The organism is Bacillus cereus group sp. BfR-BA-01316, from assembly GCF_022664195.1.
Taxonomy (GTDB): domain Bacteria; phylum Bacillota; class Bacilli; order Bacillales; family Bacillaceae_G; genus Bacillus_A.
The window spans coordinates 102,958-127,203 of sequence record NZ_JAKUGX010000001.1 but is presented as its reverse complement, the minus strand read 5'-3'; the positions used below and the strand labels follow the sequence as shown (position 1 = coordinate 127,203).

The window sequence follows — 24,246 nt, the reverse complement described above, 5'->3', positions numbered from 1 at the left end:
ACTACTTAGCTAAAGTTTTTGCAATATTTCCAAACAACTCTATATAAGTCTGAATTGATTCATTTGTGTAAGTATCCTCTGGTGCATAAATAACCTGTTTTTTAGAAACAGCAGTTGTGTTTTGAAGAGCAGGTGATTTAGAAATAACATCTTGAGCAGGAGATGAAGTAGCTGCATCAGATGTTGCAGCATCACGATCTAATACGAAAAGCCAATCAGGATTTGTTTGTGCAATAGCTTCAACAGAAACGTCATCACCTTTATGACCTGCAGTAGAATTGGAAACTTCTAGTGCTGGAACCCAACCGAAAATTTCATACATTGGCCCCCAAACACGACCAGAATGAGGAGCAGCAAAACCAATATTCCCACCAGTAACGATAACACTCATAACCTTATCTTTTCCATTATAAGCAGATTTTGCATTTTCAATAGATTTATCAAAATCAGCTACTAATTGTTTAGCTTCTTTATTTTTATCAAAGATTTTCCCTAAAGAAATCGTAGAATCTTTAAGTCCTTTTACTAAGTTTTCTCCAGGCTTAGTAGCTTTCTCAGAAACATCAACATTAAGATCAATAACAGCTGCATTTGGCACTAATTTTTTGATCTCTTCGTAATGGCCAGCAAATCTTTGACCAACGATTACAAGTTCAGGGTTTGCAGCTGCTATAATTTCAAGATTTGGTTCGCGGTGATTTCCAATATTTTTAACTGAATTATCCTTTACATATGCTGAATCTGCAGGCATTACATCCTTTGGAGCAGCCGCTAATTTAATTCCCCAATCAGCTAAAGTTTCAAAAGTTCTATTATCCAAAGCAACTACATTCTTTGGATTTACAGGGACTTTAACAGTTCCATGTGCATCAGTGATTTCAACCGTTTTTGGCTTATCACTACTATTACCTTTATTAGCCTTCGAAGTTTCTTTACTTGAATCTGAGCAAGCTACTAACATTAAAGTGAAAATTGCTAGAATACTCACTAATTTTAAAAGCATAGATTTTCTCATACGTATACTCCTTATAATGTAATTTATTTCGAAAATGATGACGTCCATAGATTGAATTAGATAGTAACTTGTATTCACCTAAATCGCTATTGATAATCATTTTCATTTGAATATCCTGTTAATTAGTATAGTCATTAATTCTGTGAAAATCTTGTGAATGATGTGAGTTAATAGAATTAAGCATAATTTGTATACCAAAAGTAATATGTGCCGTCAGGCGTGTTGATTAACCTTTATTTTACAGAGAATACATGAAAGAATGTTGATTTTCTTTTCAAGTAGGCACTTTCATTGGATACGGCCTCAACTAATGCGTGCTAGAGTCATCCCCTCCACACTAACCAATAGATGAGCACCTTATAAACTATGGTTTCTCCTACAAAATACGCCCATTAATAGCTAATATTTTCATAATTCATTGCCTGATAGAAATATTCTTTTTATAGTTTCCGTCTTTTAATATTTCTCAAAAACTATTTGATTATTAGATTTAATAGAAAAAACGAGTAAAACTGAATGAAACAGTTTTACTCGTTTTTTCTATTATGCTGGATATTGATTATTATGATAAACTGTACTTTACCTATTATCTTATTTTTATCATTCAATCATTGAATAGCCCCTGCCATGTATCGTTTGAATATATCTGTCTTTCTTCTCGCACTTTAACTTTTTTCTTACATACCCAATATATAAGTCCACTACATTTGGATTTACTACTACGTTATATCCCCAAACCTGGTTCAAAAGCATTTCACGGCTCAATATTGTATTTTTATTCTTAATTAAAAATACAAGTAAATCGTACTCGCGCTTAGTAAGCGAGAGATTTTTACCACCTTTTTTCACAATATTGCTAGATGCATCAACAAAGAGATCTTTAAACTGAAAAAAGTTTGTCTCATTTTGCTGGATACAGTCCCTTCTCCTTAAAATCGCTTTAACCCTTGCTACTAATTCTTCTTTCACAAATGGTTTTCTTATATAATCATCTGCTCCTGCTTGTAACCCTGCTATGCAATCCTTGCTAGAAATATTGTCGGTCACAATAATTATCGGTGTCGTTTTAACAAGTCGTATTTGTCTGCAAATTTCTGGTCCGGATATACTTAATGAATCCCAATCCAATACGATAATATCCCAATCTTGTTCATATATTATATTTAAACCTTGGTTTTCATTGTGAAGTTTTAAAATGAAATAGCCTTCTTGCGTTAGAACGCTTACGATTTTCTTTGCTAAAGACCGTTCATTCTTAATTACCAACACCTGCTTCACCGATGGTTCACCTCTACTTCAATATAACTTAGTTAGATAAAAAATTATCCTAAAAAAATAATTTAAGATTTATAAATATTAAATTCCTAAAAAAGCCATTATAACAGCTTATTAGGAGAACTCTATACAATCTTACAATAGATATGGATAAAAACACAAAATATATGAAGATTTAAATAAATCTTATTTAATCATTAAGGGGCAGCTATAGTCTCTACCTGCTTATCATCAATAACTATTTCTTCATTTTCTGTCTCAAGGATGCCGCCCCATCCCCATCAACTTAAGCATTTTATAAAACTACAAAACAAAAAAACGGTATTCTTTCTATTAGGCTTTACTCTATTCAGATTGTGAAGTTTCCTACTTAAACTAACGGGGCAGGTTAGTTTAAGTAGGAAATATTTGAATTAAGATAGATATAAGTAGAAAAACTAATAAAGTAATAAGTTTTACTTCAGTAAAATAAGGTATATTATATTTGTAGAATAGATTCTCTTTAAAGACAAGAAAAGTAGGTGAGCAAAGTGGGAAAATATCAATTGGATTACAAAAGTCAGGTAGCTGTGACAAAGTTTCATGAAAAACAGACGCCTGCCAAATTTGATAAAAAGCAGCAACTTGAAAAATTGCGTGCGGATTATTTGAAAAAGAAGCAAAAACAAACAGATAAATAGCATATTGCATTCTTCTGAATTTTCTGCATATCACATAAACAAACACAAGAAAATAGGTAAGTTATTCATCGTTCAAATATATACAGGCTATTTTTTCAAACCTCTTACTTAATGAACTAATGCATGCGTTAGTTCATTAAGAATAACTAAAAAAGTCGATTCCTTGAGATGGAAATCGGCTTTTTTTATAAGTGACATTTCCTTAGCGTTGTAAATCCGCATTTTTCTGACGTTACCCCTAATTAGACTAACGAGGAGGATGGTTGAAGAAGACAAAAAAAATTTGAGTACAAAAAGAAAATAGATTTTAGATAACTTTTTTTGGGGGATTTATATGTCATTTGAACAATGCCAGAGGATCAATTCATTAATGTCAAACTTTGATAGAACGTGGTTTATTGCTGGAGGATGGGCGATTGACCTTTTTATTGATGAGGAAACAAGAGAACATAAAGATATAGAGTTTGCTGTCTTTCGAAAAGACCAACAATATCTGAAAGATTATCTTAATAAATGGGAGTTCAAAAAGGTAATTAAGGGTAAGTTCCATACTTGGGAAAATGAGTTTTTAGATTTGCCAATTCACGAAATACACGCTTCGAATATGTTAAACGGAGATAAAATAGAAATTCTTCTTAATGAAACAGAAGGAAATGATTGGATATTCAGAAGAGACTTTAGGATTTCTTATCCACTCAATTCCGTTTGGAGTACTACTAAAACAGGTATTCCATACCTAAATCCAGAAATTGTACTTTTATATAAGGCGAAGAATACAAGAGAAAAAGACCATCAAGACTTTATCGCTATAAAGGATTATCTTGATAATGAGAAGAAAAAATGGCTGCGATATGCTTTAGAAATACACGAACCAGGACATAAGTGGCTTCAATTTTTAATCTAAAAATTATTTAACTTACAGGTGCTTTTAGTTCAATGAAATTAAAGTACTTTATTATCATTTTTATAAATAAATTTGCAGAAATTATATGTTTTTAAACAACTTTTAAAAGCCCTATTACATTTCATATGTAGTAGGGCTTTGGTTTTTCTAAATTAAATTTAAACGACTTCATTATCTTTGGACATTATGAGCTCATAAAAGGTGATCTTTGGTACCAAGATTGAATAAATCCTTCTTAGCTTTAATTCAGAAACATTAAAATCACTGGAAGCATAAGTTGGCCAGAAACAAAAAGAACCATAAGCTTGCCGTTTCGGCAAACTTATGGTTCATATCATACAAAATAAAAAAACCACCAAATATGTATTGGTGGAGACGGTGGGAGTCGAACCCACGTCCAAAAATATCGGCACTTAAGCTTCTACGAGTGTAGTCGATATATTAGCATTTCGCAAACTCTTCGGCCTATCGACAGGCTTCCAAGTTGCTAGTCTGATTGTTCTCTTCCTTCGCCCTCAGACGGCGAACTCCGGCGTAGTCCACTTAGTTTGAGTCCCTTACCCTACCACATGGACGATGGAGGGAGGAACCTTTAGTGCAATTAAGCAGCTAAAGAAAGATTGTTTTGTTTGCCAATTATAGGCTTTGACGTTTTAACGAGGCCGATCCCCTCGACTCGCAACCTAAGCTCGAACTATCCCTGTCGAATCCGTAACGTCCCCATGATAAAAATGGAGCATACGAAGAAAATATCGTGATAGCTACTAAGAGCTGTTTTTCAATGTGCAACAATCTTACATAGGTTATTATATCATACGCGCGCCGTTTTACAAATGTAAATATCTGTATTACATCTTTTGACGATCACGGAACACACGTGCAATTTCACGTTTAGCTTCTTTCTCTTTTAAATCGTGACGCTTATCGTATTGCTTCTTACCTTTTGCTAAACCAAGTGCCATTTTCGCAAATCCATTTTTCAAATAAATTCTAACTGGAACTAATGCATATCCTGTTTCTTTTGCACAACCTGCTAGCTTATCAATTTCTTTTTTATGAAGAAGTAACTTTCTTGTACGAAGTGGATCGTGATTGAAACGATTCCCTTGTTCATATGTGCTAATATGCATATTATGAACCCATACCTCACCGTTATGTATACGTGCAAACGCATCTTTCAAGTTCACGCGTCCAGCGCGAATCGACTTAATTTCCGTTCCTTGAAGGACAAGCCCTGCTTCGTATGTTTCTTCGATGAAATAATCATGAAATGCTTTTTTATTTTGCGCAATAACCTTACCTGTACCTTTTGGCATATAACGTCCCTCCTCTATTTTTACTATTGTAACAAATGTGAACAAAAAGCGAAAGTGGCTCGCTCAGAATCTTTGGACATTGGAGCTCCCGACAGAGAAGCGCTTTTTGCTTCGTCCGAGGAAGCGAAATGGCCAATAGATTCTAGCCACTGTAGCTAGATTCCACAAAAAGCGAAAGTGGCTCGCTCAGAATGTGAAGCGAAGCCACTCTTTTCTTACTTACGCTTTTTCTTTTTCTTCTTGAATCCTGGTACATTTTCAAAGAAGCCTTTTTTCTTCTTACCATTACCGTTACCATCTTTTTTCCCTGGCTGACTAGCGGATGTGGATGCTGATGCGGATGCTGATCCTTTTCCTTTTCCTTTTCCTTGTCCACCACGATCAAACTTTCTTCCTGTGCCGCGCTCGCCACCGCGCTCATTACTACGTTCGTTACGTCCACCGCGTTTCTTTCTGCCTGTTCTTGGCTGTTCAATCACAACTGGACGATCTTTGAACTTACGACGAGGTGTGCCTTTCATGCCAACGATTTCAAAGTCGATTGCGCGCTCGTCTTTATTTACGTTAATAACACGAATTGTAATTTCGTCACCGATGCGGAATACGTTACCTGTACGTTCTCCAATCATCGCAAAATGTTTTTCGTCATAACGGTAGTAATCATCTGTTAAATAGCTAACGTGTACAAGACCTTCAATTGTATTTGGAAGCTCTACGAATAAACCGAAGTTTGTTACGGAGCTAATCATACCGTCATACTCTTCACCGATCTTATCAAGCATATATTCTGCTTTTTTCAGTTCGTCTGTTTCACGCTCAGCTTCAACAGCACGGCGTTCCATATTAGAAGAGTGCTCTGCAATCTCAGGCAAGTTTTCACGCCATTTCGCTTGCGTTTCGTTGTCTACTTTACCATTAATGATGTATTCACGAATCAATCTATGAACAATCGTATCTGGGTAACGACGAATTGGCGATGTGAAATGCGTGTAGAACTCAGTTGATAAACCGAAATGTCCTAAGCTGTCCGAATCGTAACGTGCTTGCTTCATAGAACGAAGCATAACTGTTGAAATGACTACTTCTTCCGGCTGACCTTGAACCATTTCAAGAATTTGCTGCAGCGCACGAGGATGTATTTCGTTCGCACGTCCTTTTACTGCATATCCGAAGTTTGTTACAAACTCGAAGAAACGCTCCAGTTTATCTTCTTTCGGATCTTCATGGACACGGTACATAAACGGTACGTTCATCCAGTGGAAGTGCTCTGCTACTGTTTCGTTCGCAACAAGCATAAACTCTTCAATTAACTTCTCTGATACAGAACGATCACGCATTACAACATCAGTCGGTTTTCCTTCTTCATCTACTAGTACTTTCGCTTCTTTAAAGTCAAAGTCAATCGCACCGCGGCGCATACGTTTTTCACGTAAAATCTGTGCTAACTGCCCCATTTCTTTAAACATTGGTACTAGCGGTTCGTAACGTTCAATTAGCGCTTCGTCTTCATCTTCTAAAATGCTTCTTACGTCAGCATACGTCATACGCTCTGTCGTTTTAATTACACTTTGGAAAATCTCATGCTTTACAACATCACCTAGATTGTTGATTTCCATTTCACAAGATAGTGTCAGACGGTCTACTTTCGGATTTAATGAACAAATACCGTTTGATAAACGATGCGGAATCATCGGAATTACACGGTCTACAAGATATACACTCGTTGCTCTCTCTGCTGCTTCAACATCAATTGGAGAACCTTCTTGAACGTAATGACTTACATCCGCAATATGAACGCCAAGCTTATAGTTACCGTTCTCAAGCTTCGTTACTGTAACAGCGTCATCTAAGTCTTTTGCATCTGCACCGTCAATTGTAACAATCATTTGATCACGTAAATCACGGCGATCTTTTATATCTTCTTCTGAAATCGTTTCTGGTACACTGTTTGCATGCTCCATAACTTCTTCAGGGAAAGCTAAAGGTAAATGATGTTTATGAATGACAGATAAAATATCTACCCCTGGGTCATTTTTATGACCTAGAATTTGAATAACTTCACCTTCTGCGCTTAAACGGTTCTCTGGGTAGCTCGTAATTTTCACAACGACTTTATGACCTTCTACAGCACCCATTGATGCGCTTTTCAAGATAAAAATATCACTTGTCCAGCGCTTATTATCAGGTACAACAAACCCAAAGTTTTTCGATTCTGTATATGTACCAACTAGTTCCTTCGTTCCACGCTCTAAAATACGAACAATCGCACCTTCTTGGCGTGATCCACTTGATTGCGCGCTAACACGTGCTAATACTATATCACCATGAAGTGCACCATTTAATTCTGTAGGTGGGATGAAAAGATCATCATCCCCAGTTTTCTTCTCTTCTGGTACGACGAAAGCAAAGCCACGTGCATGTCCAATTAACTTACCGCGTACTAAATTCATCTTTTCAGGAAGACCGTAGCGATTACTACGTGTACGAACAACAAGTCCCTTCTCTTCCATCATTACAAGTGCCTTTACAAAATCTTTAAAGCCCTCAGAGCCTTCGATTCCAAATGCAGCTTCTAATTCTTGTATCGTTAACGGTTTATACGCTTCTTCTCTCATAAATAATAACAACTTATCAATATGTTCTTGTGTGATTTCTTCCAAGCAGAAATACCTCCTTTAACCCTTATATTATTTAGTGTATCCGAAAGATGGGGGATGTATAAAGTGAAACTTTAATCATCTCCCAATGATTTTTTACAGCTTTCATAAAGTGAAACTTTAATCATTGGGGGGGGTTATCCATCCCCCAATGATTATTAGCCCACACCAATCGGGCTTTTACGGGCAGTTATCTCCCACCTAACCTCTTCGCATTCGCCGATTTTTGAGGTGGGAGTCTTACTGCCCGTTAATGCGGGATAAAAAATTCCCTTATGAAAAAAAGAGGCAACTAGACCTTACCAATCTAGTTGCTCCAAGAAGTTATATACATCCTCATGTAGCACATCACGTTCTTTATCAAGTGTAATGACATGCGTAGAGTCTTCATACCATTTAATGTCTTTTAACGTAGATTCTACACCGTTATAAATAATGTTAGCACTATCTGTATTAATCATCTCATCATGGCGTGCTTGTACAACGAATGTTGGAGCATAAATCATATCAACATTATTGCGTACGTCACGAATCAACTCTTGTAATGCTTTTAGTGTATTCATCGGTGTCTGTTTAAATTCAAACATTTCCTGCTCAATTCGTTCTGGTGATTTTTGCTCACGCTTTTTATATTCGCGGGCATATGCCAATATACCTTGGTACATAATTTCTTCACTTTTAATGTACATCGGTGCACACATTGGTACAACACCTAAAATCGGTAATGTATAAGCAAGTTTTAATGAGAATACTCCGCCTAATGATAATCCAACCGCAGCTATTTTCTCGTAACCTTGATCTTTTAAATGCTGATAGGCATTCATTACATCTTTCCACCAGTCTTCAGGACCTGTATGAACAAGCTCTTCTGGTGGTACGCCGTGTCCTTTATAAATTGGCGCATGACAAGTATAGCCTTTCTTCTCTAAGAAACGCCCTAGCATGCGTACATCAGCTGAGTTTCCTGTGAATCCATGCAATAATAAAACAGCGCGGTCTCCACCTTCAAATGTAAATGGTTTTGGAGATGCTAATTTCATCATGTACTTCTCCTCTTTCTCTTCTGTAATCTAGTCGTATTCTTTCTATTCTTAGTGTACCATATTTATAATTCTATAATCTAATTAGAAACTTTTTTCGAATAACAAATTAAAAAAAGAAGAACCATTAGCACAAATCAGCTAACGCTTCTTCTTTTTAATTCTATAAGTTTAAGTACGTAACACCAATTGTTAGTACGAAGAATAATACAGCTAAGACAACTGTAATACGGTTTAATACCGCTTCAATTCCACGTGCTTTTTGCTTACCAAACAATTGCTCTGCACCACCTGAAATAGCGCCTGAAAGGCCTGAGCTATTACTAGACTGCATAAGTACCATAACAATCATTAAAATCGATACAACAATAAGTAAAACTGATAATAACGTATGCACTTGGCGTACCTCCTACAAAGATTCAGTTAGTTTAAATGTTAGCATAAATCCTATAGAAAAGCGAGAGCTATAGAGTCACTCTCGCTTTTCTTCTATTACATGAACATCATTGCAAATAAAGGTCCGAGCAAACATGTCAAAATTGCTGTCAATGTCATTGTTACCGATCCAATAACACCTTCATGCTCGTTATTTTTCATCGCTCTCATAACACCCATAATATGAGAAGCGCATCCAAATCCGATTCCTTTACCAACCGAGTTTGTAACGCGGCTCCATTTTAATAAAATTGGTCCCGTAATCGTTCCAGTAATACCTGCGATAACGACAAAGGCTGCTGTTAAGGACGGGACACCGCCAACTTGTTCAGATACACTCATCGCAACGGGCATTGTCACTGACTTTGGTAAAGAAGATAAAATTAAACTTTTATCTGTTCCCATAAGTGAGGCAATAGCAAAATCACTTGCAATAGCAACTGTTGTACCTACTAGTACACCACCAGCAATTGGTACAACATATTTTTGCAGAACATGACGTTGTTTATAAAGCGGGATTGCAAATGCTACAACACCTGGTCCAAGTAGCTCCGCAATCCAGCCACCACCACTTTCCATGTAATTTTGATATGGTATATCAAGCACTATAAATAAGAAAGCCATTAATCCTGTTGCTACAAGCATTGGAATGGTAAATGGTGTTGGAAATAATTTGTAGATTTTTTTAGATAATTGATATAATAGCACCGTAAAAAGAACCCAACCGATTCCGATTAATATTTGGCTCATTGTGTCTCTTTTTCCCCTCTATTCGCAAGATATTGTCCTGTATGTCCTGCGACAATAATAATTAAAAACGTACTCGCTACAACTGTAATGAAAAGAGAAATTCCTTTACTCATAAAAAAAGCACCGTAATTCATTAGGCCAAGCGTTGGCGGAATTAATAAAAACGGCATAATGGCAACGAGTGTTTCTGCTCCTAAATCAAACCATTTCACTGGAAGTACTTTTAGGCTAAGTAAAACAAGTAGGAGGAACATCCCAATCAAACTACCTGGAATCGGAATATTCAACATTTCTTGCACCCAATTTCCAACCATATAAAATACATAAAGAGCAGCAATTTGGACAAGAATCTTTGTGAGTTTCATGTTCATCATCCCTCATGTTTATACGATCTTCTGTTAATATCCTTATCATAGTATAAATTGTAAAAACCTGCAATTTATCAAATCGACAACGAAAATCCACTACATTATACGCTTACACCCTTGATATGACTGCGTTTCCGCATGTAATTTACGTCAAAAACCTTGACCTAATATATAAAGTTTATATTTTCTGAATTTTAGCAGTTATTATTTCGATAAAACAAAATCCTTCACTCCATTTTTATTCCGCCTTCTCTCTAGCACACATATATATAAAGATAGGTGGTGAACATATGTCTAAAAAAGTTCTTGTTTTTTGTGATCCTGGAATCGATGATACGATAGCCCTCCTCCTCGCATTCTTTATCGATGAAATTGAAATCGTTGGGATTGTCGCTGATCACGGCAATGTTCCAAAAGAAATGGCCGTACAAATCACCAATTACCGTCATGACCGAATCTTACGCTCAAGGAGCAAGCATCGGTGATTTCCGCTCTTTAGTAGGATTAAGCCCATTCATCAATCGGCCCTCGCAGCAAATTGCTATCGATTTTGATTATAATCTCTTCTTTAAATACTTCATGTCACTTATGACGGACGAACAATTTTAGCATAAAAAAAACAGACCGTGATTTCTCACGGTCTGTCGTTATTTTCTACAATTATCGTTTGATATTGTAGAAAGATTGTAAACCAGCGTAAACAGCGATTTCGCCTAGCTCGTCTTCGATACGTAATAATTGGTTGTACTTAGCAATACGGTCAGTACGGCTCATAGAACCAGTTTTGATTTGGCCAGCGTTAGTTGCAACTGCGATGTCAGCGATTGTAGCATCTTCAGTTTCACCAGAACGGTGAGATACAACTGCTGTGTAACCAGCACGTTTAGCCATTTCGATTGCTTCGAAAGTCTCAGTTAAAGTACCGATTTGGTTAACTTTAATTAAGATTGAGTTAGAGATACCTTTTTCGATACCTTCAGCAAGTTTTTGAGTGTTAGTTACGAATAAATCGTCACCAACTAATTGTACTTTATCACCGATACGCTCAGTTAATAATTTGTGACCATCCCAGTCGTTTTCGTCTAAACCATCTTCAATAGAGATGATTGGGAAGTCTTTGCAAAGCTCTTCGTAGAAATCAACCATTTCTGCAGAAGTTAAGCCAGTACGGCCTTCGCCTGCAAGGTCATATTTACCAGTTTCTTTGTTGTAGAACTCAGAAGAAGCAACGTCCATTCCTAAGAATACGTTCTCCCCAGCTTTGTAACCAGCTTTTTCGATAGCTTCGATGATTACTTCTAATGCTTCACGGTTAGAACCAAGGTTTGGAGCGAATCCACCTTCGTCACCTACTGCAGTGTTAAGACCTTTGTCATGTAATACAGCTTTAAGTGCATGGAATACTTCAGCACCCATACGGATTGATTCTTTGAATGTTGGAGCACCAACTGGTAAGATCATGAACTCTTGGAAGTCAACGTTGTTATCAGCGTGAGAACCACCGTTGATGATGTTCATCATTGGAGTTGGTAATTGTTTTGCATTGAATCCACCAAGGTAACGGTATAATGGAAGACCTACGAAGTCAGCTGCTGCGTGAGCTACTGCCATAGATACACCAAGGATAGCGTTAGCACCTAGTTTACCTTTGTTTGGAGTGCCATCTAATTCGATCATAGCACGGTCGATACCAGCTTGGTCAGTTACGTCGAAACCAACGATTTCTGGAGCGATTGCTTCATTAACGTTGTTTACTGCGTTCATAACACCTTTACCAAGGTAACGAGATTTGTCACCGTCACGTAATTCTACTGCTTCGTGCTCACCAGTAGATGCACCACTTGGTACGATAGCGCGTCCGAATGCGCCGCTTTCTGTGTAAACTTCTACTTCTACAGTTGGGTTACCACGAGAGTCAAGGACTTCGCGAGCATAAACATCAATAATTGTTGACATAATAAATTCTCTCCTTTTTATATAAGCAAATTATTTAATAATTGTTTTACCTGTCATTTCTTTCGGTTGTTCCACATTTAAAAGTGTAAGCATTGTTGGTGCGATATCTCCTAAAATACCACCTTCACGAAGCTCTACATCATTTTTTGTAACGATGAAAGGAACCGGGTTAGTTGTATGAGCTGTCATTGGTCCACCATCAGCAGTTAACTCCTGATCAGCATTACCATGGTCAGCAGTAATAAGTGCTACACCATCTTTTGCAAGAATCGCTTCTACAACTTTTCCTAAACATTCGTCAGTTGCTTCTACTGCTTTAATTGTTGGTTCCATCATCCCAGAATGGCCAACCATATCACAGTTTGCAAAGTTAAGAATGATAACATCATGTTTATCATTTTCGATTTCATTTACTAAAGCGTCCGTTACTTCATAAATGCTCATTTCAGGTTTCAAGTCATACGTTGCAACCTTCGGTGAGTTAATTAAAATACGCTCTTCTCCTGGGAATTCAGCCTCACGACCACCGCTAAAGAAGAATGTAACGTGCGGATACTTTTCAGTTTCCGCGATGCGAAGTTGCTTTAATCCCGCTTGCGCAACAACTTCACCTAATGTGTTATCAAGGTTCATTGGCTTGAATGCCACGTAACCATCTACAGTTTCACTGAAATGTGTCATACAAACGAATTCAGGAATGTGAGGTACTTTTTCACCACGATCGAACTCACGGAAGTCTTCGTTTGTAAATACACGAGCAATTTGAATTGCACGGTCTGGACGGAAGTTATAGAAGATAACTGCATCATCATTATTGATTGTTGCAACTGGCGTGTCATCTTCGTTAACAATTACAGACGGCAATACGAATTCATCATATATACCATTTGCATAAGAGTCTTCTACACACTCTTCTGCTGATTTATAAGTAGGGCCTTCACCATTCACCATAGCACGGTAACATTTTTCTACGCGATCCCAACGCTTGTCACGGTCCATGGAGTAATAACGACCAGAGATAGTCGCGAATTGTCCTACTCCTGCTTCTTTAATTACTTCATTTGTTGCATCGATATAACCTTTTGCTGTTTGTGGTCCAACATCGCGGCCATCTAAGAATGCATGGATATATACTTTCTCCACGCCTTCTTTTGCTGCTAAGCGAAGAAGAGCAAACATATGGTTCATGTGACTGTGCACACCACCATCAGAAAGTAAACCAAATAAATGAAGAGCAGTACCTTTTTCTTTCACGCTTTTAATTGCATTTCGGAAAGTTTCGTTCTGATCGAACTCACCTTCACGAATTGCAACGTTTACGCGTGTTAAGCTTTGATATACTACGCGGCCAGCACCGATATTTAAATGACCAACCTCAGAGTTACCCATTTGACCTGCTGGAAGACCTACTTCCTCACCACAAGCTGTAAGCGTTGTGTGAGGGAATTTGTTCCAGTAACCATCAAAATTAGGTTTCTTAGCTTGTGCTACAGCATTCCCGTAAGTTTCTTCACGTAGTCCGAAACCATCAAGAATGATTAAAGCTGTTGGCTTTCTCATTTTACCGCCCCCAGAAGACCTAAGAACGAAGCAGGCTCTAAGCTAGCACCGCCAACTAAAGCGCCGTCGATGTCAGATTGTGCCATATACTCTTTAATGTTTTCTGGTTTTACGCTACCGCCGTATTGAATACGAACAGCTTCTGCAGCTTCTGGAGAAACAGCTTCTGCAACAACTTTACGGATGTGCGCACATACTTCATTTGCATCTGCAGAAGAAGAAGATTTACCTGTACCGATAGCCCAGATTGGCTCATAAGCGATAACAGTTACTTTAACTTGCTCTTCTGTTAAACCTGCAAGTGCTTTTGTCACTTGACCTGCTACTAGATCAAATGTTTTTCCGCTTTCGCGCTCTTCTAAAGTCTCACCACAACAAACGATTGGTGTTAAACCATGTTCAAATGCTGCTAGAGTCTTTTTGTTTACTGATTCGTCTGTTTCAGCAAACATTTCACGACGCTCAGAGTGGCCAAGTACTACGTAGCCTACTTTTAAGTCGCTAAGTGCTACTGGGCTAATTTCACCAGTGAACGCACCATTTTTTTCGAAGTGCATGTTTTGTGCACCTACTTGTAAGTCAGTTCCTTCAGTCTTTGCTACAAGACGCTCTAGGAATAGAGCTGGAGAGCAAACTACTGCATCAACAGCTGAAGCTGCTGGGATTTGACCTTTAACTTCCTCTACGAAGCTAACTGCTTCAGATAGAGTTTTATTCATTTTCCAGTTACCTGCGATAATTGGTTTACGCATGCTTTGCACCGTCCTTTTTCTTTGGCTGCTACTTATTTGTCGTTAAGACAAACTACACCTGGAAGCTCTTTGCCTTCCATGAATTCTAATGACGCACCGCCGCCAGTAGAAATGTGGCTCATTTTATCAGCCATACCGAATTTTTCAACAGCTGCTGCAGAGTCACCACCGCCGATAACAGAGTATGTATCTTCTGCATCTGCTAATGCTTGCCCTACTGCTTTTGTACCTTCTGCGAATGGAGTCATTTCGAATACACCCATTGGTCCATTCCATACAACAAGCTTAGAGTTTTTAATTACATCTGCATAAATTTCACGTGTTTTAGGACCGATGTCCACGCCTTCCCATGTAGAAGGGATAGAGTCGATACCAACGATTTGAGTTGTTGCAGTTTCAGAGAATTCCTCTGTGATGACAACATCAACTGGCATATAGAAGTTTACGCCTTTTTCTTTTGCAAGTTGCATAAATTCTTTAGCTAGTTCAATTTTGTCGTTTTCACATAGAGATAGACCAATCTCATGACCTAAAGCTTTAACGAATGTGTAAGCAAGTCCGCCACCGATGATTAAGTTATCTACTTTGTCTAATAGATGACGAATTACACCGATTTTATCTTTTACTTTCGCACCACCGATGATAGCTGTGAATGGACGTTCTGGGTTAGAAAGTGCTTTACCTAATACATCTAACTCTTTTTCCATTAATAAACCAGATACTGCTGGTAGGTAGTCTGCGATTCCTGCTGTAGAAGCGTGAGCACGGTGAGCTGCACCGAATGCATCGTTTACGAAGATATCAGCAAGAGCTGCAAATTCTTTCGCAAGTTCTGCATCGTTCTTTTCTTCGCCCGCATAGAAACGTACGTTTTCAAGAACTACTACGTCGCCTTCGTTCATTGCTGCAACCATTTCTTGTGCAACTGGTCCGAATGCTTCGTCCGCTTTTTTAACATCTTTACCAAGAAGCTCGCCTAAACGTGCTGCTACTGGAGTAAGACGTAATTCTTCTACTGCTTGACCTTTTGGACGGCCTAAATGACTTGCTAAAATTACTTTCGCACCTTGCTCTACTAAATATTGAATTGTAGGAAGAGCTGCACGGATACGAGTTTCATCTGTAATTTTGCCTTCTTTCATAGGTACGTTGAAATCAACGCGGCAAAATACGCGCTTACCTTTTAAATCTACGTCACGAATTGATTTTTTGTTCATTGGATTTCCCTCCGACTACTAGTTAGGATTGACAAAACCCATTCAAAAGCTTAACACATTTGCTTCTAAAACGAAAGAAGAGAGAGAGGGAACAAACCCTCTCCCTCGTTTTGTCATTGATTGCTTATATACTTAAGAATTAAAGACCTTTAGAAGTCATGTATGCAGCTAGGTCTACTACGCGGTTAGAGTAACCAGTTTCGTTATCGTACCAAGAAAGTACTTTAACCATGTTACCTTCCATTACCATTGTAGATAATGCATCGATTGTAGAAGAAGCTGTACATCCGTTATAGTCGATAGATACTAATGGCTCTTCGCTGTATCCAAGGATACCTTTTAATTCGCCTTCAGAAGCTGCTTTGAATGCTGCGTTTACATCTTCAACTGTTACTTCTTTGTCAAGTTCAACAACTAAGTCAACAAGAGAAACGTTAGCAGTTGGAACACGTACAGCGCCGCCGTTTAATTTACCTTTAAGTTCTGGTAATACTAATGCTACAGCTTTAGCAGCACCAGTAGATGTTGGGATCATGTTTTCAGCTGCTGCACGAGCACGACGTAAATCTTTGTGTGGTAAGTCTAAGATTTGTTGGTCGTTAGTGTAAGAGTGAATTGTTGTCATCATTCCGCGTTTTACGCCGAATTTTTCGTTTAATACTTTAGCGAATGGAGCTAGACAGTTTGTAGTACAAGAAGCATTAGATACTACGTTGTGGTTAGCTGCATCGTATTCTTCGTGGTTAACACCCATAACTACAGTGATATCTTCGTCAGAAGCTGGAGCTGAGATGATAACTTTCTTAACTGATCCACCTAAGTGTTTCTCAGCGTCTGATTTTTTAGTGAAACGGCCAGTAGATTCTACTACTACTTCTACTCCGTAGTCGCTCCATGGTAATTGAGCTGGGTCACGCTCAGCGATAACTTTAATTTCTTTACCGTTAACAACGATGCTGTTTTCGTTAGCAGATACTTCTGCATTTAAAGTTCCGTGAACTGTATCATATTTTAAAAGGTGAGCTAATGTTTTAGCATCTGTTAAGTCGTTGATTGCTACTACTTCTACCTCAGAGTTGTTAAGAGCTGCGCGGAATACGTTACGTCCGATACGTCCAAATCCATTAATACCAATTTTAGTCATTTAAATTTCCTCCTTGGGGGATTATATTAAAGGGTAATACCCTTTGTTAATTGTTTTGCTGCACCTTCATCTGTAATTAGAATTGAAGTGTGCCCTTGCTTTATTACAGCCTGTATTGCTTTTGCTTTTGAAGAACCTCCAGCGACTGCGACAACGTGAGATACATGTTGTAAATCTTCAAGTTGCATACCAACTGTTCTTACTTTATGAACAACATTTCCTTGTTCATTAAAGTAGTAACCGAAAGCTTCGCCAACTGCTTCGCTTGCCTGAATCTTTAACCAATCTGCTTCTGAAGTATTTCTGCGACGTGCCATTGTTAACGCATCACCAATTCCATGAATGACGATATTGGAAGATCGAATCAACTCAAGAACTTCTTTCACGGAGGGCTCTATTACAATAGACGCATATGCTTCGCTACTAACGTGATCTGGAACATACAATAAGCGATAATTACTCATCGTATTTTGTGCCATTTTGGCGCAAATGGTATTGGCTTCTAACTCGACACCTTCTCCAATTCCACCACGTGCTGGGACAAATAGCATATGTAAATCTTTGCAATCAAGTTGCATCATGTCCGCAGCAGCAGCTAGCGTAGTTCCTCCAGCCACAGCAACGATATTATTCACTGTCAGACGGTCTTTTATACAAGTCACACAAGCACGGCCCATCTCCAGTTTGACCCAAGGTGATTCATCACTATCACCAGGGACAACGAAAACTTCATCCAAGTCTAATGTTTCCTTAAGTTGTTTTTCTAAAACCTTTAACCCGGAAATTTCTTTCATAAAGTCTTCCAAAGCAAGAACTAAAGCTGTTCCTTCTTCTGTCAAAGTCATTCCAGAAGAAGCGACGTGAACTAAGTTTTGTTCTTTCAAAACTTGAACTTCACTTCGCAATACTCGTTCTGTCATACCGAGACTTGCAGATAAGTTTCTTCTTCCAATCGGCTGCATAAGCCTAATGTACTGAAGCACTTGCATTCTCGTTTGCATAACAGGTAGCAGATCAGGTAATAATTTTTTTGTGTTCTGAATCCATGAGCGCATATCTTTTCTCCTCACTACATCGGTTCATTTTCCTCCGTGGTCACTTTATGTCCCATAGTGACATTTTGTGTCCCACTTAGGTTAAAAAAATAATCCCTGCTACGTGTATTATTGTAACAGGAGATAGAAACTTATTCAACTCTTAACTGCATTGTTTATATAGTTTATTATGACACCTTTGTGAATGTTACCGTATTCTACTTGTCTTCCGCCTATTTCTACAACTGGAATCATTAGATGGTATTTCTCTAAAAGTTCATTATCTTCATATATATCTATTTCCTCAATTTGAAAAGAATATTCATATTGTACTTCCTTTAAAACTTGTTTCGCCTTTTCGCAAAGACCACAATCTTTTTTTGTATATAGTACAACTTTCATCTTCTTCACCTATCCAATTGTTTTTCTTAGAGACGAAGCAGGAATATGCATTTGTTCTCTATATTTCGCAACTGTTCTGCGAGAAATAACGATTTCATGCTCTTCTTCTAATAATTTTGAAATCTTTTGATCCGAAAGTGGCTTTTTCTTATTTTCCGCTCCAACAAGCGTTTGAATGAATTGTTTCACACGCTTTGTAGAAACCGCCTCATCTTCCGTCGTAGAAATAGCATTACTAAAGAACGATTTCATCTCAAATAAACCGTGCGGCGTTTGCACATATTTATTACGCGTTGCACGACTAATTGTAGACTCATGCACACCTAACTCTTCCGCCACCTCTTTTAAAGCAAGTGGTTTTAAATACTCTGGACCTTCCCAGAAGAAATCATGCTGTTTTTCCATAATAATATTCATCACTTGCAGAAGTGTTTGTTTTCTCTGTTTCAAACTGCGCATAATCCATTGCACATGCTGATACTTCTCCGATACGTAAGAAGCCACTTCACTTTCACTATTATTTAGTAACGCACTATACTCAGAGTGAATTTCAATTCTCGGCATATTTCTCTCATTCATCTGTAAAACGAGATGATCGCCATTTTTTTTCACCGCCATATCAGGCACGATATAAAGTGGTTTATCAGAAGAAAATGCAAGACCTGGTTTCGGCTGTAATGATGTAATACAGTTCACCGCATCCTGTAATTCCTCGTTGGTACACTTCATAGCGTGAACAAGCTTTCGCCAATCTTTCTTAACGAAATAATTAAAATGATCATCTATAATTTCTTCCGCTAACCCATTTCTTCTTTGTAAGCGCTTCAATTGGATTGATAGACATTCCTGAATATTACGCGCACCTACCCCTGCTGGCTCTAACGATTGAACAAGCTCTACGGAACGGTCCACTACATCGATCGGCGCAGAAAGAAGCTCTGATAGCTCTTCATTTGTTTCTTGTAAATAGCCATTTCCATCCATGTTCATAATAATGAAAGAAGCTGCTTTTCGCTCTTCTTCATCTATTTTATAATACTGGAGTTGATTTAATAAATGTTGCTGAATCGTTATCGAATCTACACTGTAGATTTCCATTTGATTGTCGACTTGTTTGCTGGTACTTTTACTTGTGTTAGAGCTCTTTTTCTTCTCCCTCTCAAAACCACCTAACTCAATAAGGGGATTCTCTAACGATTGCTCATACAAAAACTCCGATAATTCTTGTACATTATACTGGAGCATTGTAATCGCTTGCCTTAACTCTTGTGTCATTGCCAAACGTAAGCTTTGTTCTTGTAAAAGACTTGCCTTCAAACTAATCTCCCCCTTGTTTCTATTGTACAATAAGTTTGGTAAAAGGAGAATCCTAACGCAGACACCCATTCCAAAATATTATTAATTTATATGTATTAATGAGATTTACATCTTACAACCGAAATTTGAATAATATTGAAAGAAAATAATGAACCTAATTTATTATCACCACATACTAATAGTAAATCCTATAACTAGATATAACAAGAGGGAAATAAAAAAGCCCTAACCTACAAAACGTAAGTTAGGACTTTTTGACGCGCCCAGAGGGATTCGAACCCCCGGCAGACGTGGTACCGGAAACCACCGCTCTATCCGACTGAGCTATGGGCGCATGATTATAAAACAGACTTCATTTTCTTCTCATAATAATAGCAATAAAATCCATCTAAATCAATAAAAATATCCCCTTAATCCTTTACACACCTTAGCTAGGAGCATATAAATACATCTCTATCCTAATTTTCCCAATCATAAATTCACTCCAAATCACAAATTATAATCTTTGAATTGATATTCCAAAGGGGGCTTCATTCAATGACTGTAATTACAAAACTAAAGCAAACTGTTTCTGGATTAAAAAGTGCACAAGCTAGCTTAGAGGGATTCGCTCTTGATACGGATAACCAACAAGCAAAGCAACTTTTCCAAACAGCTGCGCAGCAAACGCAAACGATTATTGATTCTTTAAACCCACGTGTTGAAGAAGTCCAACAAGAAGAACCACAATACACACAGCAATAACCGAAAGTACCATTTCATCTAATGGTACACAATTTGAGAAAAAGGATGATATGCAATCATCCTTTTTCTATCAAATTACATAATGCAATAGAAATGGAATGATTATAATGCGAAAACTCGGAATCATAGCCGCGTTATTTGTGCTCCTATTCGGTTCACTTACCGGATGTGATAATAGCCCATTAGATAAAAAGGTAAAGAAAGAAGAAGCAAAACGAACGAAAGAAGAAAAGGGCCCCAAGTTAACAAAAATGAGTACAGAATCCTTTAATCAATCTATATCGCAAGAAGCTAAGAAAAAAGCTCTCGCTACGGAGGGAATTATAGAAGCTACCGCAGTTAATACAAATTTAGATCTTTACATAGCCGTCAAACCTGAACATCACGAAAGATTTGGTTTAAAACCGTTACGAAGCAAATTAAAAAAGAAGCTAAGTGATGAAAACCCTACTTTCGATATTCGTGTAAGTACAGACAAAAAGATCTTTATGCTCATAGAAGAACTTGAAAACAAAATTAAGAAAAAGAAAGTAAGTAAGGATGGCATAAAAAAACAATTGAAACTCATCCAATCAGAAATGGGATCTAATATTTAAGCTTTCTAAAAGAGAAGGAAGGATTGAAATGTCTAGTAAAGATAAAAATTTAACACCTGTACAACAAGAATATAAAAAATTCGAACAACAGCGCGAACCGAAGCGCCCCGTTTTAAAAAATTGTATAAAAGCTTTTTTCGTCGGGGGATTAATTTGTCTAATAGGCCAACTGATTTCCACCTTTTATATTACTTATTTCGATTTCACTGAAAGATCTGCTGGAAATCCTACAGTTGCAACTCTTATTTTTATTTCTATGCTACTGACGGGATTTGGCGTCTACGATCGCCTTGGGCAATTCGCCGGCGCTGGTACTGCGGTGCCTGTTACGGGATTTGGCAACTCCGTTATCGCTGCATGTATTGAACACCGTACAGAAGGGTTTGTTCTCGGCGTTGGGGGTAACATGTTTAAACTAGCAGGATCAGTTATTTTGTTTGGTGTATTTTCAGCTTTCGTCATCGCTCTTATTAAAACCATTCTCTTTCAATGGGGAGGGCTGTAAATGTTACAAGGACACCGAACATGGGTATTCGAAAACAAACCAGTTATAATCTCAACAGGTGTAGTCGGTGGCCCCTTTGAGGCAAAGGGAAAAATCCCTGAAGACTTCGATACCCTTCATGAAGATTTATGGCTCGGACAAGATTCCTATGAAAAAGCACATAAAATTTTGTTTGAAGAAGCTTGTAGCCGTGCTACAGAAAAAGCGAAACTTCGAAAAGATGATATTCAATTCGTTCTCGCTGGAGATTTAATTAACCAGATTACACCTACTAGCTTTGCTTGCCGCACACTTGGTACACCTTATCTCGGTTTATTCGGTGCTTGTTCTACCTCTATGGAAGGCTTAGCACTTGGCGCAAGTATTGTAAATGCAAAAGGTGCAAAATATTTATTAACTGGTGCATCAAGCCATAACGCTGCCGTGGAAAAACAATTCCGTTATCCAACTGAATATGGTGGTCAAAAACCTCCTACTGCCCAGTGGACAGTGACCGGTGCAGGCGCAGCTATTTTAAGTGATACAGGACATGGCCCAAGAGTAACTTCCGCCACAATTGGGCGCATTGTTGATATGGGGTTAACAGATCCATTTAATATGGGGGGCGCGATGGCTCCTGCTGCTGTCGATACAATTGAAGCTCATTTAAGAGAAAGAAATCTTGATGCATCTCACTACGATTTAATCGTAACAGGCGACCTCGGACACGTTGGACGCGAAATTGCTTATGACTTACTACATAAACATGGGACAAAAGTAACAAGTGAACAATTTCAAGATTGTGGACTACTCATTTATAGAGAAGGTCAACCTGTAATAGCCGGCGGAAGTGGCCCAGGCTGTTCAGCAACAGTCGTGTACGGACATTTATTAAATAGAATGAAAAAAGGAGAATTCAAAAAGATACTAGTTGTTGCGACAGGTGCTTTACTATCTCCCATTACATTCCAACAAGAAGAAACAATTCCATGTATCGCTCATGCTGTATCGATCGAATTTGGAGGTGCAACACAATGATTTTTTTCTGGGCTTTCGTCATTGGCGGACTTATATGTGTAATTGGTCAACTTATGTTTGATGTCGGTAAACTTACTCCTGCCCATACGATGGCAACACTCGTTGTTGCTGGAGCTATATTAGATGGATTCAATTTGTATGAACCACTAATTGATTTCGCTGGGGCCGGGGCAACAGTACCAATTACAAGTTTCGGAAACGCCCTCGTTCACGGTGCGATGGAAGAAGCTGCAAAACATGGAATCGTCGGCGTAATTACTGGTATGTTTAAAGTAACGAGCGCAGGTGTATCAGCAGCGATTATTTTCGGCTTCATTGGAGCATTACTATTTAAACCGAAAGGATAAGAGGTGTTTGCATGACTGTTATCGCTAGCGTAAAAACTTGCCTTGCCAGTGTAAGAGGGGCTCAAGCAAGTTTAAGCTCCCTTTCATTAAATTCACAGGATGAAGAATCAAAACGCGTATTTCATGAATGTATGTTAGAAATGGACAGCGTCATCGCTGATTTAAAGGATAGAATTTCAGTATTAGAACGTGAAGAACCTCAATATAAAGGGTTTTAAGTAGACTGGAGGAAATGACTATGTCTCACCTGCCCGAATGGACACTCGTTATTCTTCGCTCTGTATTCATATTAATCATTTTATTCGCTATTACGAAATGGTTAGGGAAAAGACAAATCTCTCAGCTCTCCTTTTTTGAATACATAGCCGGAATGACAATCGGTGACATCGCTGCCCAAGTATCTACAGGGCTCGATTCAAAATTTTTCCATGGCGTCTTTGCGATACTCATTTTCGCTGTGGTACCTTTTTTCACAGGAATCCTCTCCTTAAAGAACAAAACAGCTCGGGACTTCTTTGAAGGGAAATCTACCGTATTAATAAAAGATGGAAAAATACTCGAAGATAACTTAAAGAAAGAAAAATATACAAGTGACGAATTACTTGAACTACTCCGAGGAAAAGATGCGTTCAGCGTAGCTGATGTTGAATTTGCAGTACTAGAACCGAGTGGAGAATTAAATGTATTATTAAAGAAAGATCGCCAACCACTTACAGCAAAAGATATCAGCTTAAAAGTGCCAAACGAAAAAGAACCGCAAACCGTTATTATGGATGGAAATATACTAGATGAACCTCTTTCTGCTAGCGGGCATAATCGCGCTTGGTTACATTCTGAATTAGAAAAACTCGGTGTTGTCATTGAAAATGTCTTTCTCGGTCAAGTTGATTCATACGGACAACTTACTATCGACATTTATAATGATAAACTCCAAATGCCTTCTCCTCAAAACAAACCTTTACTATTGGCATCTTTAAAAAAATGCCATGCTGATCTTGAACTATTTTCTTTAGAAACAAAATCGAAATCAGCAAGTGAAATGTATAGTAAAAACGCGAAACAAGTCGAAACAATTTTAAATAAAGTAACCTATCTTTTAAAAGAATAAATACCGAAAGAACGCTTCAGTAAAAAGGCGTTCTTTTGCCTTTTCTACACCTTTAATCACGTTTAAATTTATGTTATTCGGTTATGATGTTGAAGATACATAAGCAG

General features: G+C 38.0%; 25 protein-coding genes, 1 tRNA gene, 1 other RNA gene and 2 pseudogenes. 11 read left to right on the top strand and 18 right to left on the bottom strand.

Translation table 11 applies throughout. The features are described from left to right. Position 1 precedes the first annotated feature (1 nt). Together MR071_RS00630 and MR071_RS00625 are read right to left on the bottom strand one after the other, a co-directional pair. Positions 2–1,015: a siderophore ABC transporter substrate-binding protein gene (locus MR071_RS00630; protein ID WP_105585588.1), complete on the bottom strand. Its 1,014-nt coding sequence runs from the start codon at positions 1,013–1,015 to the stop codon at positions 2–4. Between the two features lie 600 nt (positions 1,016–1,615). Further along, complete coding sequence (locus MR071_RS00625) at positions 1,616–2,293, bottom strand: response regulator transcription factor (protein WP_242234605.1); 678 nt, start codon at positions 2,291–2,293, stop codon at positions 1,616–1,618. Positions 2,294–2,820: 527 nt separating this feature from the next. On the opposite strand from MR071_RS00625, the gene MR071_RS00620 reads away from it, so the two are divergent. Both MR071_RS00620 and MR071_RS00615 read left to right on the top strand, forming a co-directional pair. Beyond that, on the top strand, positions 2,821–2,970 hold the full coding sequence (locus MR071_RS00620; protein WP_242234603.1) for a hypothetical protein: 150 nt from the start codon (positions 2,821–2,823) through the stop codon (positions 2,968–2,970). A 334-nt stretch (positions 2,971–3,304) separates the two neighbouring features. Further along, entirely contained in the window at positions 3,305–3,874 is a 570-nt protein-coding gene (locus MR071_RS00615; RefSeq protein WP_105585590.1) for a nucleotidyltransferase domain-containing protein, read from the top strand. A 367-nt stretch (positions 3,875–4,241) separates the two neighbouring features. Here the strand turns inward: MR071_RS00615 and ssrA are convergent. The 7 genes from ssrA to MR071_RS00580 all read right to left on the bottom strand — a co-directional run bounded on the left by ssrA (position 4,242) and on the right by MR071_RS00580 (position 10,446). Then, positions 4,242–4,596, bottom strand: a transfer-messenger RNA (tmRNA) gene (ssrA, locus tag MR071_RS00610). A 126-nt stretch (positions 4,597–4,722) separates the two neighbouring features. Further along, positions 4,723–5,190, bottom strand: coding sequence for an SsrA-binding protein (gene smpB / locus MR071_RS00605; protein WP_242234602.1), 468 nt, complete (start codon positions 5,188–5,190; stop codon positions 4,723–4,725). A 215-nt stretch (positions 5,191–5,405) separates the two neighbouring features. Further along, positions 5,406–7,850 carry a ribonuclease R gene (gene rnr / locus MR071_RS00600; protein WP_242234600.1) on the bottom strand — a complete coding sequence of 815 codons (2,445 nt, stop codon included), beginning with the start codon at positions 7,848–7,850 and terminating at the stop codon, positions 5,406–5,408. A 296-nt stretch (positions 7,851–8,146) separates the two neighbouring features. After that, positions 8,147–8,887 (bottom strand): alpha/beta hydrolase, encoded by a 741-nt coding sequence (locus MR071_RS00595; protein WP_162836430.1) that lies wholly within the window; start codon positions 8,885–8,887, stop codon positions 8,147–8,149. Between the two features lie 163 nt (positions 8,888–9,050). After that, positions 9,051–9,284: a preprotein translocase subunit SecG gene (gene secG / locus MR071_RS00590; protein ID WP_002089535.1), complete on the bottom strand. Its 234-nt coding sequence runs from the start codon at positions 9,282–9,284 to the stop codon at positions 9,051–9,053. A gap of 95 nt (positions 9,285–9,379) precedes the next feature. Further along, on the bottom strand, positions 9,380–10,072 hold the full coding sequence (locus MR071_RS00585) for an LrgB family protein (protein WP_242234598.1): 693 nt from the start codon (positions 10,070–10,072) through the stop codon (positions 9,380–9,382). After that, positions 10,069–10,446 (bottom strand): CidA/LrgA family holin-like protein, encoded by a 378-nt coding sequence (locus MR071_RS00580; protein ID WP_242234596.1) that lies wholly within the window; start codon positions 10,444–10,446, stop codon positions 10,069–10,071. Before MR071_RS00580 ends, MR071_RS00585 begins: the two co-directional genes overlap by 4 nt. A 284-nt stretch (positions 10,447–10,730) precedes the next feature. On the opposite strand from MR071_RS00580, the pseudogene MR071_RS25705 reads away from it, so the two are divergent. Further along, positions 10,731–10,883 (top strand): annotated as a pseudogene (locus MR071_RS25705) (nucleoside hydrolase); the annotation flags it as partial. Next, positions 10,867–11,049, top strand: a pseudogene (locus tag MR071_RS25700) (nucleoside hydrolase); the annotation flags it as partial. The pseudogenes MR071_RS25705 and MR071_RS25700, both read left to right, overlap by 17 nt. 51 nt (positions 11,050–11,100) lie before the next feature. Here MR071_RS25700 and eno read toward each other — a convergent pair. From eno to MR071_RS00530, 9 genes are all read right to left on the bottom strand, one after another. Continuing rightward, positions 11,101–12,396, bottom strand: a complete 1,296-nt coding sequence (eno, locus tag MR071_RS00570) for a phosphopyruvate hydratase (RefSeq protein WP_002112796.1) — start codon at positions 12,394–12,396, stop codon at positions 11,101–11,103. A gap of 30 nt (positions 12,397–12,426) precedes the next feature. Beyond that, complete coding sequence (gene gpmI / locus MR071_RS00565; protein ID WP_242234593.1) at positions 12,427–13,956, bottom strand: 2,3-bisphosphoglycerate-independent phosphoglycerate mutase; 1,530 nt, start codon at positions 13,954–13,956, stop codon at positions 12,427–12,429. After that, positions 13,953–14,708 carry a triose-phosphate isomerase gene (gene tpiA / locus MR071_RS00560; protein ID WP_242234591.1) on the bottom strand — a complete coding sequence of 252 codons (756 nt, stop codon included), beginning with the start codon at positions 14,706–14,708 and terminating at the stop codon, positions 13,953–13,955. The genes gpmI and tpiA overlap by 4 nt, the downstream gene beginning before the upstream one ends. Before the next feature lie 32 nt (positions 14,709–14,740). Next, positions 14,741–15,925: a phosphoglycerate kinase gene (locus tag MR071_RS00555; protein WP_002112800.1), complete on the bottom strand. Its 1,185-nt coding sequence runs from the start codon at positions 15,923–15,925 to the stop codon at positions 14,741–14,743. Positions 15,926–16,064: 139 nt separating this feature from the next. Further along, positions 16,065–17,069, bottom strand: a complete 1,005-nt coding sequence (gene gap / locus MR071_RS00550) for a type I glyceraldehyde-3-phosphate dehydrogenase (RefSeq protein WP_070145443.1) — start codon at positions 17,067–17,069, stop codon at positions 16,065–16,067. 26 nt (positions 17,070–17,095) lie between these two features. After that, positions 17,096–18,124, bottom strand: coding sequence for a gapA transcriptional regulator CggR (gene cggR, locus MR071_RS00545; RefSeq protein ID WP_002144912.1), 1,029 nt, complete (start codon positions 18,122–18,124; stop codon positions 17,096–17,098). 135 nt (positions 18,125–18,259) lie between these two features. Further along, positions 18,260–18,505, bottom strand: coding sequence for a glutaredoxin family protein (locus tag MR071_RS00540; protein WP_105585596.1), 246 nt, complete (start codon positions 18,503–18,505; stop codon positions 18,260–18,262). 9 nt (positions 18,506–18,514) lie between these two features. Beyond that, positions 18,515–19,822, bottom strand: a complete 1,308-nt coding sequence (rpoN, locus tag MR071_RS00535) for an RNA polymerase factor sigma-54 (protein WP_242234588.1) — start codon at positions 19,820–19,822, stop codon at positions 18,515–18,517. Between the two features lie 258 nt (positions 19,823–20,080). Beyond that, positions 20,081–20,156 (bottom strand) — tRNA-Arg (locus MR071_RS00530). A 203-nt stretch (positions 20,157–20,359) separates the two neighbouring features. On the opposite strand from MR071_RS00530, the gene MR071_RS00525 reads away from it, so the two are divergent. The 7 genes from MR071_RS00525 to MR071_RS00495 all read left to right on the top strand — a co-directional run bounded on the left by MR071_RS00525 (position 20,360) and on the right by MR071_RS00495 (position 24,139). Next, positions 20,360–20,566 (top strand): DUF1657 domain-containing protein, encoded by a 207-nt coding sequence (locus MR071_RS00525; protein ID WP_000216167.1) that lies wholly within the window; start codon positions 20,360–20,362, stop codon positions 20,564–20,566. Between the two features lie 107 nt (positions 20,567–20,673). Beyond that, a complete protein-coding gene (locus MR071_RS00520) occupies positions 20,674–21,162 on the top strand; it encodes a YhcN/YlaJ family sporulation lipoprotein (protein WP_242234586.1) in 489 nt (162 codons plus the stop codon). 28 nt (positions 21,163–21,190) lie between these two features. Next, positions 21,191–21,667: a stage V sporulation protein AC gene (gene spoVAC, locus MR071_RS00515; protein WP_002034730.1), complete on the top strand. Its 477-nt coding sequence runs from the start codon at positions 21,191–21,193 to the stop codon at positions 21,665–21,667. Next, positions 21,668–22,684, top strand: coding sequence for a stage V sporulation protein AD (spoVAD, locus tag MR071_RS00510; protein ID WP_105585599.1), 1,017 nt, complete (start codon positions 21,668–21,670; stop codon positions 22,682–22,684). Further along, positions 22,681–23,031 (top strand): stage V sporulation protein AE, encoded by a 351-nt coding sequence (gene spoVAE, locus MR071_RS00505; RefSeq protein WP_000575919.1) that lies wholly within the window; start codon positions 22,681–22,683, stop codon positions 23,029–23,031. Before spoVAD ends, spoVAE begins: the two co-directional genes overlap by 4 nt. A gap of 11 nt (positions 23,032–23,042) precedes the next feature. Beyond that, complete coding sequence (locus MR071_RS00500) at positions 23,043–23,249, top strand: DUF1657 domain-containing protein (protein WP_000215909.1); 207 nt, start codon at positions 23,043–23,045, stop codon at positions 23,247–23,249. Positions 23,250–23,269: 20 nt separating this feature from the next. After that, positions 23,270–24,139, top strand: coding sequence for a DUF421 domain-containing protein (locus MR071_RS00495; RefSeq protein WP_242234585.1), 870 nt, complete (start codon positions 23,270–23,272; stop codon positions 24,137–24,139). Positions 24,140–24,246 lie beyond the last annotated feature (107 nt).

Coding starts and splice junctions, on each gene's coding strand:
- MR071_RS00630 (WP_105585588.1), bottom strand. CDS start 1,015: ATGAGAAAATCTATGCTTTTAAAATTAGTGAGTATTCTAGCAATTTTC.
- MR071_RS00615 (WP_105585590.1), top strand. CDS start 3,305: ATGTCATTTGAACAATGCCAGAGGATCAATTCATTAATGTCAAACTTT.
- smpB (WP_242234602.1), bottom strand. CDS start 5,190: ATGCCAAAAGGTACAGGTAAGGTTATTGCGCAAAATAAAAAAGCATTT.
- MR071_RS00595 (WP_162836430.1), bottom strand. CDS start 8,887: ATGAAATTAGCATCTCCAAAACCATTTACATTTGAAGGTGGAGACCGC.
- MR071_RS00585 (WP_242234598.1), bottom strand. CDS start 10,072: ATGAGCCAAATATTAATCGGAATCGGTTGGGTTCTTTTTACGGTGCTA.
- MR071_RS00580 (WP_242234596.1), bottom strand. CDS start 10,446: ATGATGAACATGAAACTCACAAAGATTCTTGTCCAAATTGCTGCTCTT.
- eno (WP_002112796.1), bottom strand. CDS start 12,396: ATGTCAACAATTATTGATGTTTATGCTCGCGAAGTCCTTGACTCTCGT.
- gpmI (WP_242234593.1), bottom strand. CDS start 13,956: ATGAGAAAGCCAACAGCTTTAATCATTCTTGATGGTTTCGGACTACGT.
- tpiA (WP_242234591.1), bottom strand. CDS start 14,708: ATGCGTAAACCAATTATCGCAGGTAACTGGAAAATGAATAAAACTCTA.
- MR071_RS00555 (WP_002112800.1), bottom strand. CDS start 15,925: ATGAACAAAAAATCAATTCGTGACGTAGATTTAAAAGGTAAGCGCGTA.
- gap (WP_070145443.1), bottom strand. CDS start 17,069: ATGACTAAAATTGGTATTAATGGATTTGGACGTATCGGACGTAACGTA.
- cggR (WP_002144912.1), bottom strand. CDS start 18,124: ATGCGCTCATGGATTCAGAACACAAAAAAATTATTACCTGATCTGCTA.
- MR071_RS00540 (WP_105585596.1), bottom strand. CDS start 18,505: ATGAAAGTTGTACTATATACAAAAAAAGATTGTGGTCTTTGCGAAAAG.
- MR071_RS00525 (WP_000216167.1), top strand. CDS start 20,360: ATGACTGTAATTACAAAACTAAAGCAAACTGTTTCTGGATTAAAAAGT.
- MR071_RS00520 (WP_242234586.1), top strand. CDS start 20,674: ATGCGAAAACTCGGAATCATAGCCGCGTTATTTGTGCTCCTATTCGGT.
- spoVAC (WP_002034730.1), top strand. CDS start 21,191: ATGTCTAGTAAAGATAAAAATTTAACACCTGTACAACAAGAATATAAA.
- spoVAD (WP_105585599.1), top strand. CDS start 21,668: ATGTTACAAGGACACCGAACATGGGTATTCGAAAACAAACCAGTTATA.
- spoVAE (WP_000575919.1), top strand. CDS start 22,681: ATGATTTTTTTCTGGGCTTTCGTCATTGGCGGACTTATATGTGTAATT.
- MR071_RS00500 (WP_000215909.1), top strand. CDS start 23,043: ATGACTGTTATCGCTAGCGTAAAAACTTGCCTTGCCAGTGTAAGAGGG.
- MR071_RS00495 (WP_242234585.1), top strand. CDS start 23,270: ATGTCTCACCTGCCCGAATGGACACTCGTTATTCTTCGCTCTGTATTC.